Source organism: Dehalococcoidia bacterium, from assembly GCA_028711995.1.
In the GTDB taxonomy this organism is placed as follows: Bacteria; Chloroflexota; Dehalococcoidia; order SZUA-161; family SpSt-899; genus JAQTRE01.
The window spans coordinates 1-8,804 of sequence record JAQTRE010000124.1; the positions used below are offsets into that span (position 1 = coordinate 1).

The window sequence follows — 8,804 nt, forward strand, 5'->3', positions numbered from 1 at the left end:
TGTTGGCGCTTGTTTTGGCGCTAAATTCGACCCGCCAGCCGATTCACTCAGACTTTAAACTTCGCAGCATAATATCAGGGTGACTCAATCAGAATTCCGATACCGGCTTTTTGCAGGGACGCCATTCATTGTTCTGGAAGATGAAATCTGGGTTACTCCTGAAGACACCTACCTGGAATCAGAGGCAGGGGAAACTATCGCCGTCTCTTCGCTGGTACATGCCCGAGCTCTATTGAAGCAAGGGGACGATGTCTGGTACGTCAGCATTGATCTGATCGAAGAGGGTTTGAGTTGGCAGCCGTATTCATCGAGCATGGATATCCCTATCCGATCCAACCCCATAGAAGCGGATGAGCAAGCTCGCCAGGATACATTGGATATTCTGCCAACACTCGATCAAATAGCTGAATGGATCAGCCAAGGTGCCAAGTCATACGTTTTCATTCACCACGGCGTCGAATATTCTCTCTCAGAGGACGGCGGCATCGTCGGAAATAGAGTCACGTCATCATACGTTTCGGTGTATCTTATCCTTGATGACGATATGCTCGTTGCCGGAATCAATATCGAATCGGGGCAACTCGCCGATCACTTTGAATTCCCTCAGGAGCTGCACCTTTCCACAAGTGAAAAGGAAACGGTGATGGCCGTTATCGAATCCCAACCTGAGGTGATCGAGCTATTGAACAGGGGCGCGGAGATCGTCTTCCTGGGACGCAGTAATGACGAAGATGATGCTGTGAATGTCGGCTTCGCGATGATGTATATTGAAGAAACCAATGAATTCTGGGGCGCCCAGGTGAACCTCGATACAAGGAGCTTCATGCGTTTGACTCAAGATTCGGATTAGCCCTTTCCGTGGGTTCTTAACTCGCCCTCACGATCAACATCGTGCCTGATAAGCGGCTGGGTTACCCGGAAGTCATCTGCTAGAATGGGCTAAAGCCTCCGGGCGTAAAGGCATGGCTCGTCTCTTACCGAGGGGTGCCTGAACACTGGCTTTATGTGCACAAATTGATATACTGCTTGGGCAATCGATCAAGACGCCTTCTATCTTTTGTCCTTCCGTAGCGGTTGCCGCCAAGTAGGGGCAGGTTTCATGCCTACCCTTTTTTGAGGGTACCCACGAGAGGTGCCCCTACGAATCCTACGTCTTGACCACATGCACAGCGATGGCCTTGAAGGAGGCGTAAAGGCGCTTGCCGATGCCCAGTTCCATCTCTTTGGCCGATCGGACGGTCATCAGAGCCACCAGGGGAAAACCGCAGTCCAGTTCAACATTGGCAATGGGTCCTGCCGAGATGATCGATCGAATCTCTCCCTCGAACGCGTTCCTGGCGCTGCTGGAGGGTTTGGTGAAGGAGAGGGTAACATCCTCAGGCCGGATGCACACGCAAACCGCTTCCCCGGATGGGTAATCGGTTATGGCCTCCAGCAACTTGCCTTTCACATCGATGCCGGCAATCCCCTCTTCACTTGAATGGATGATCCCTTTGAGGATGTTCTGCATCCCCACAAATCCGGCCACTTTCAGATTGAGCGGCTTCTCGAATATCTCTTCTTTAGTGCCGATCTGGGCCAGTTCGCCATTCATCAAAACACCCATCGTTTGGGCCAATCGCTGCCCTTGCGACATATCATGGGTAGCCATCAACACGGTGGTTCTCCTGGCTCGAATGATTCGCTCCAGCACCTCCTCGATCTTAGAGGTCGAGCTAGGATCCAGGTTGGCCGTAGGCTCGTCCAGAAGGAGCAGTTCCGGATCTGTGATCAATGCCCGGGCAATGGCGATTCGCTGGGTCTCCCCGCCGGAAAGTGTCTTGGCATCCCTTTCGCGGTAATCAGCCATGCCGACCATCTCCAGAACCTCATCCACCCTTCCTCTGATGGACTCTCTGCTTCTATGCCGCCATTTCAGTCCGCAGGCGACATTATCTTGGACGGTCATGCTGAAGACGATGGGCTTCTGCTGAACATAAGCCATCCGCCTGCGCGCGGCAAGCCGGTTGCCTCTCGAGCGAGTCACGTCGGTCCCGTCGAAATAGATTTTGCCACCTGCCGGGTGATCAAGAAGATCCATCACTCGGATGAGGGTGGTCTTGCCGGAGCCTGTGGGGCCGATCAACGCAAAAGCTTCACCTCGCTCGATTTTGAAGGAGATGTCTTTCAGAATGACCTTCTTTTGAAATCTCTGTCCTAAGTTCACGAGTTCGATAAGAGCCATCCGATAGGTCCTCTTCTCTTGCTGATCAAAAGCAATCCCACATTCACAAACACGGCAATGAAAATCAGGATGAATCCCAGCGCCAGAGCAAGCTCTGTCTCTGCCCTTGATGTCTCCAGTGTGATCGCCGTGGTGAGAGTCCGGGTATATCCGTCGATGTTGCCGCCGACCATCATCGCCACTCCCACTTCGGAGACTGCCCGTCCGAATCCAAGCACCAGCGCCGTCATGATGCCGAACTGGGCTTCCCTGATGGTGATAATGGATGATTGGAGGCTATTGGCTCCTAAAGCCGCGGCTGTTTCCGGTACGGCTTTATCCACTCCTCTGAGGGCGGAGATGACCAGGCCCAGCATCACCGGAGTTACCAGGATGGCCTGGCCGATCACCATGATCTTGGGGGTGAACATCAAATCTAGAGACCCCAACGGTCCGGATCGGGTAAAGACCACCCATACAATAAGCCCAACGGCCACGGTGGGCAGACTGAAAAGGGTTTGTATCAGCGTAATCAGGGCCGTTTTTCCGGGGAAGTTATTGAAATGAATCAGGCTGCCAAAAGGAAGAGCAATAAAAAAGAAAGCGATGGCGCTGGAGGTTAGCGCGATCCACAGCGACCGCCAGGCGATCTTATAGACATCCGGATCCAAAGATGCCAACAGACGGATTGCTTCTACGATTGCGTCCCAGAGTGCGCCCAATCAAATACCTTTCTTCGGCTATCTATCGTTCGGGTAGCTTGACCGACCGACATCCGGTCAAGCTACCCATTAGCCAGGCTCTTTTTAGGATGTCGGTTCGGGCTGCCCGGCGCAGGGGGTGAACAACTGCTGTCCGTAATCCGCCACGCCATAGTCGCCGATGATTTTCTGTACCTCGGGAGAGGTCAGGAAGGTGACCATATTCCGAACCATCTCCGTCTTCTTGGTCTTGGTGGTAGGAATAACCGAGTAGATGTTGAGCAGGATGCTGCCCTGATCGACAACCGGCACCAGATCGGTCTTTCCCTTGAAAGCGAGGTAGGTCCCGATATCAGAGAGGGTATAGCCCTGTTTTTCATTGGCCATGATCAGTGTGGGACCCATCCCCTGTCCTGCTTCCACATACCATTTTCCAGCCTTTTGAACTTGCGTGGCGTAATCAAATCCGGCTGCCTTCCATATCGCCTTTTCTTTGGAATGAGTGCCCGAGCTATCGCTCCGGGAAATGAATTCCGCACTCGCGTCATTGAACAGCTTTGTAAAGGCATCTTCCGGCGACATTCCCTTGATGCCTGCCGGGTCGCTCGCTGGGCCGACGATCACGAAATGGTTGTAGGCAAATAGGGTCCTCTCGGTGCCAAAGCCATCCGCAATAAACTTCTCCTCTGCAGCTTTGTCATGAACGGTCAAGACATCCACGTCACCGTTCTCACCATATTTGAGGGCAATGCCAGACCCGACATTGATAATATCCAATTCGACACCGTACTTCTTCTCGAACATCGGTTCAAGGTATCCCCAGAGGCCGGTATCGTAGAGGCTGGTGGTAGTGGCCACTTTCAAACGGCCTTTCCCGGGGATGACCGGGAAGCTGGCGGATTCAGGCGAGGTTGCCTCGTCGTCATCATCGCAGGCGGCCATCCAGCCGATCATGGAGATGGCCAGAACCAGTATCAGTAAAATCGATAAGAGATTCTTCTTCATTACTTGACTCCTTAATGATATTTGACTTAACCGTTAATTGACAAGTCTACCGGCGGGGCTCGTTGACAAAAGAAAAGCGCCCCATGAACAAAGGCGCTCTTCTGGCGATCTTCCGATCCCATTTCTCTCCTTTCCGATCACGGGAGGTGTGAGCATTTCTACTCACACCCTCGGGATTTGCGTCCGCCGTCTGTGTGCCATCTCCTTTTTTCGAGGAATTAGGCCGCACAGATCGAAGAGCGATATTCAGTTTTTACAACCGCATTATACTAGCTTCCGGAAAGGCCGGTCAACATCCTCCCTGAGTCCTTTCCATCAAAAGAAACATTGAAAACGATCAAGACTCGATTCAGGACATTTCCTCGTATCTCTTTGCCACGAAGTGCACAGCGAAATCGGACAGGAGTAACACCCGGTTGGTGCTCTGCAACGCCTGGTACGTATCCTCAGGAGAGGTGAACAACGCTTGCGATTCCGCATAGAGCCAGATGTGTCTTCTTATCAGGACAAGGGCATAGATTGCCTCTGATAGGGGAACACCCTTTGCATGAACATATTCTGCAAATCCGGCAATATCCAGAACGTGCGCTACTTCGTCATAAGGATTCTTGGAAAAATACATCCGCTCCAGATTCTTGTAGAACAGCACAGCGTGATGAACACAGGCTTCCTTGGAGAGAGCAGCAAAGGAAGGGGTCCTCTCGTTTGTGCTTAAGGACTTGTACCATTGGTCCGCTATCTTGTGAGCGTGTTTTTCGCATAGATCCATCAGACGATCTGCAAGTACTCTATCTGCCATACTAATCCTCCTCGAAGTTTTCCGGTACTAGAATTGCAAAAACCGCGAGGGCATATCTCGATATGCCCCTACCTTTCTTCCGGCTGGGCTTGGGATTGAGTTATCACCGGGAGCCCCCAAATGTGAATGAAACCCAGGGCGGCGCTTTGATCAAACTTATCGCCCTCGTCGTATGTAGCCAGGCTCACATCGTAAAGAGAATACGGTGATTTCCGTCCGACCACCACGCAGTTCCCCTTGAACAGCTTAACTCTGACGGTACCCGTAACAAAGCGCTGTGAACTTTTCACATAGGCATCGAGGTCCTGTTTAAGAGAGGTGAACCACAACCCATCGTAAACAAGGTCGGCATACTTCTGAGTCACCTTTTCCTTAAATCGCACTTGATCTCTGGAAAGGGTCAGAGCTTCCAATGACTGGTGCGCCTTCAGCAGCACTACAGCCGCCGGGGCCTCATAGATTTCGCGGGATTTTATTCCCACCCGGCGATTTTCCACATGATCGATTCTCCCGACCCCATGTTTACCCGCCAGTTCCGCCACCTTATCGATCAATGCCACGCCCTTGGTCTTCTTCCCGTTGAGACTGACCGGCACTCCTTTTTCAAACCCGATTTCAATATAGGCGGGCTCATCGGGAGCATCCTGAGGCGACTTTGTATATTTGTAGATATCTTCCGGTGGCTCAACCCACGGGTCTTCCAGAACGCCGCATTCGATGCTCCTGCCCCAGAGATTCTCGTCCGTGGAATAGGGGCTTTTGACGGTGACAGGAACGGGGATATTGTTCTTTTTGGCGTAGGCGATCTCTTCCTCGCGCGTCATTCCCCACTCCCGGGCCGGAGCAATGATTTTGAGCTTGGGATCGAGCGCTGCGACGCTGACATCGAACCGGACCTGATCATTTCCTTTGCCGGTGCACCCATGACCAACAGCCGTGGCCTTCTCCTCGTGAGCGGTATCGACCAACAGCTTGGCGATCAGAGGACGCGCCAGAGCCGTAGCCAGTGGATACTGGCCTTCATAGATTGCATTGGCCTGGAGGGCCGGGAAAACGAAATCGCTGACGAAAAGATCCCTAACATCAACCACCAGCGATTTCACAGCACCCACATCAAGCGCCCTTTGCTGAATCGAAGGGTAGTCTTTTTCCATCCCGATATCCAGCGCCAGAGCAATGACGTTATAGCCGTATTTCTCTTCTATCCACCGGATAGCCACTGAAGTATCCAGTCCGCCGCTGTAAGCCAGCACCAATTTCTTTACCACCATAAACCCCCTAAAAACCGTTCCAGTTCATTCTAACATTCGAAGTGGCTCACAGCAATATCGGCCCTGCTCGAAAACCAGGATCGAGAAGCATGCCCAAACGGGTTTCCTCTTTGAATTCCCGGGTATGGCCATTTGGCCCTGGATCGGCTATCATTCTTTTACCGAAGCCTGATCACTCATTTGGAGCCCTCTATGACTTTGCCCATTATCGATACCCATGCCCATCTGGATATGAAGCCTTTCGATAAGGATCGTGCTGAAATCATTGACCGGGCGCGAAAAGCCGGCATCACCCGGATCGTGACCATCGGAATCGATCTGGAATCGAGCCGGAAAGCCATTGAATTGGCCGAGGCTCATCAAGATGTTTTTGCCACCGTCGGGTTTCACCCTCACGATGCCTCCCAAATGCAGCCTGACGATATCGAACGCATGGCTGAAATGGCGCACCATCCCAGAGTGGTTGCCATTGGGGAGATGGGACTGGACTTTTATAGAAACAAGTCACCCAAAGAAGTCCAAGTCCGTGCACTTGAGTGGCAATTGGAGCTGGCAGACAGACTCTCTTTGCCGATTGTCATCCATTGCCGCGAGGCGGCCACAGACATGACAGCAATACTGAGCAACTGGATCAAAAGCCACCAGTCCGCAAATCCAGGGACTGTTGGTGTGATTCACTGCTTTAACGGCAATGCCGAGACGGTTCAAAAATACCTGGACATGGGGTTCTGCATCGCCATTGGAGCCTACATCGGTTATCCCACCTCACTTGGATTACACGATGTAGTCCGTTCCATACCGGCTGATCGGCTCCTGGTGGAAACCGATTGCCCTTTTCTTCCGCCGCAGGCTTATCGGGGGAAAAGAAATGAGCCTTCCTATTTGCCGGGCACCGTTGATAAAATTGCTGCCATCAGAAGTGTTCTGCCTCAAACCATCGCTGAGCGGACTACACAAAATGCCATTAGGTTGTTTCGGTTTTCTGATAGCAAACTGTCCTAAAAGAGGTGAAGGATTCCTCCTTCCGGGGGTTTGGGGGTGTCCCCCCAAATTTAACAACTCCCCCAACGAGTGGGGGTTAGGGGGCTGAGTCAGACTGTGAACACTCTGGATTGAGGAAGCAGCTAGCTAACGGCCGCTTCCGGGGAAGATGAGGAGGCCATCATGAGTGAAACGAATGGTGTTCCCCAATCGAATCCGGTGCCGAAATCCAAACCGGTGGATGCTGTCGCCATCCAGGCCCTCATCACAGCAATGACCTCGGAAAGAGACGGGCTTAAGCGTCAGAAGGCCCGCCTGGAGCTAGTGGATATTGGTAGTCCGGCTGTTCCTTATCTCGTAGAAGCCATGCAGAACAAGCGAGAATGGGCTCGGTGGGAAGTTGCCAACGCACTGGGAGAGATCGCTGATGCAGCGGCAGTTCCGGTTTTGGTGGAAGCCCTACGCGATAAGGTATTCGATGTTCGCTGGTTGGCAGCAAAAGGGCTGATCCGGATCGGATGGAGATCCATTATCCCGGTGATCGAGTCGCTGATCGATCATGCCGATGCCATCTGGATGCGCGATGGGGCGCATCATGTTTTGCATGATCTGGCCAGAGGGCGATTCCAGGAACCCTTAGGGCCGATACTGACTTCGCTCAAAGGGATCGAAGCCGCAGTAGAAATCCCGCTGGTAGGTCGAAAGGTTCTGGAGGCGCTGAAGCCAATTGAGGTCCAAGCCATCCGGGAAGAGCAGGAGGCCAGGGAGAAGGCCGAACCGGAAACAGAGAATGGCACCCATTGACTGAAGGTAAATAGGTTTACATAAGTCTGGTGCGAGGCGAATTGAGAAGGAGGCAGACATGAAAATTCCCGACTATATCCCGGTCAGTGAAGTCAAAAAGGTGTGCAAAGAATTGGGCATTCGGGACTGGACCGCTTTGAAGAAACCCGAGGTAAAGGTGGAGGAAGCCCGCATCGTTCTGGCTGCGCTGGAAGTGAAAAACCCGGAATTTGGGGTCGAAGACTTCCGGCAAGGCCTCGAAGTGGAGTTGGAGCACGGGGTGGCCTTCAATGACTGCAACGTGACCAATAATCATCCGCTGCTCACCGGCAAGATTGTGCTGGCCCACTTCAAGGAGTCGCTGGATTACTACAAACGGCTGGAGGTGGCGGAGATAGAGGGCGACATGCTAAAGGCTGCGGCGGCGGGAGATGCCGCAAAACTGCAGCAAAAGTATCAGAAACTGGTGAAGGCGAAGCTGGCGTTAATCCAGGATGAGACAACCCGGCTGGGATAAGTGTTTTTCTAGGTTTTGGAGTGGAAGGGGCGGCCGCAGAATCATTGATTCTGCGGCCGCCAACTGCTAGTTAGGAAAGCTCTGATCAAGTCGGTCAAAGAATAAATTCAGCGGAATTCCCGCCATAAAATAACGTCGGAGTGTGGTTTTCCGTGGTTCCGCTCTCTGAACAACCCCTTTTCAGGGGAAATCCTGTCTGCTTGGGCAGACTACGCCCTAATCATCAGCAAGTCCTTGCGAACCATGTATAAGTTGGCCAGAGCGAATAGGCTGAACACTTGAGCCGCATTTTTTGCCAGACCATTGTATCTCACCTTCCGATAACCCCACAGATGTTTGACCACCAGGAAGGCATGTTCTCCTTTCGCCCGTGTCCGATGTTGCTCATGATTCCAGTCTTTGTCTTCTTGAGTCAAGGGATGACCGGCACTTCCTTTACGATCAATATGCCACTCGATTCCCTGGGATTCAAACTCCTGACTCTTTCCGGTATTGGAATAAGCCTTGTCTCCATAAACAGACTTTTCTTCTCCATGAAGCAGAT

10 protein-coding genes and 1 riboswitch are annotated in these 8,804 nt (G+C 52.3%); of the genes, 4 read left to right on the top strand and 6 right to left on the bottom strand.

What is annotated here, in order from left to right; translation table 11 throughout:
- The first annotated feature begins 79 nt into the window (after window positions 1-79).
- A complete protein-coding gene (locus PHV74_13045; protein MDD5095285.1) occupies window positions 80-850 on the top strand; it encodes a hypothetical protein in 771 nt (256 codons plus the stop codon).
- 297 nt (window positions 851-1,147) lie between these two features.
- Here PHV74_13045 and PHV74_13050 read toward each other — a convergent pair whose 3' ends face one another.
- The 5 genes from PHV74_13050 to PHV74_13070 all read right to left on the bottom strand — a co-directional run bounded on the left by PHV74_13050 (window position 1,148) and on the right by PHV74_13070 (window position 5,979).
- Complete coding sequence (locus tag PHV74_13050; GenBank protein MDD5095286.1) at window positions 1,148-2,224, bottom strand: ABC transporter ATP-binding protein; 1,077 nt, start codon at window positions 2,222-2,224, stop codon at window positions 1,148-1,150.
- Entirely contained in the window at window positions 2,203-2,883 is a 681-nt protein-coding gene (locus PHV74_13055; protein MDD5095287.1) for an ABC transporter permease, read from the bottom strand. Before PHV74_13055 ends, PHV74_13050 begins: the two co-directional genes overlap by 22 nt.
- Window positions 2,884-3,009: 126 nt before the next feature.
- Window positions 3,010-3,909, bottom strand: a complete 900-nt coding sequence (locus PHV74_13060) for a substrate-binding domain-containing protein (GenBank protein MDD5095288.1) — start codon at window positions 3,907-3,909, stop codon at window positions 3,010-3,012.
- A 110-nt stretch (window positions 3,910-4,019) separates the two neighbouring features.
- Window positions 4,020-4,159, bottom strand: a riboswitch (molybdenum cofactor riboswitch).
- A gap of 99 nt (window positions 4,160-4,258) precedes the next feature.
- Window positions 4,259-4,708 (bottom strand): hypothetical protein, encoded by a 450-nt coding sequence (locus PHV74_13065; GenBank protein MDD5095289.1) that lies wholly within the window; start codon window positions 4,706-4,708, stop codon window positions 4,259-4,261.
- A gap of 68 nt (window positions 4,709-4,776) precedes the next feature.
- Complete coding sequence (locus PHV74_13070; protein ID MDD5095290.1) at window positions 4,777-5,979, bottom strand: argininosuccinate synthase; 1,203 nt, start codon at window positions 5,977-5,979, stop codon at window positions 4,777-4,779.
- A gap of 192 nt (window positions 5,980-6,171) precedes the next feature.
- Here PHV74_13070 and PHV74_13075 point away from each other — a divergent pair, with 192 nt between their 5' ends.
- From PHV74_13075 to PHV74_13085, 3 genes are all read left to right on the top strand, one after another.
- Entirely contained in the window at window positions 6,172-6,981 is an 810-nt protein-coding gene (locus PHV74_13075) for a TatD family hydrolase (protein ID MDD5095291.1), read from the top strand.
- A 162-nt stretch (window positions 6,982-7,143) separates the two neighbouring features.
- A complete protein-coding gene (locus tag PHV74_13080) occupies window positions 7,144-7,764 on the top strand; it encodes a HEAT repeat domain-containing protein (GenBank protein ID MDD5095292.1) in 621 nt (206 codons plus the stop codon).
- Window positions 7,765-7,822: 58 nt separating this feature from the next.
- Complete coding sequence (locus tag PHV74_13085) at window positions 7,823-8,260, top strand: hypothetical protein (protein MDD5095293.1); 438 nt, start codon at window positions 7,823-7,825, stop codon at window positions 8,258-8,260.
- 209 nt (window positions 8,261-8,469) lie between these two features.
- Here the strand turns inward: PHV74_13085 and PHV74_13090 are convergent.
- Window positions 8,470-8,804 (bottom strand): transposase (locus PHV74_13090; GenBank protein MDD5095294.1); only part of this gene is annotated, 335 nt, incomplete at its 5' end.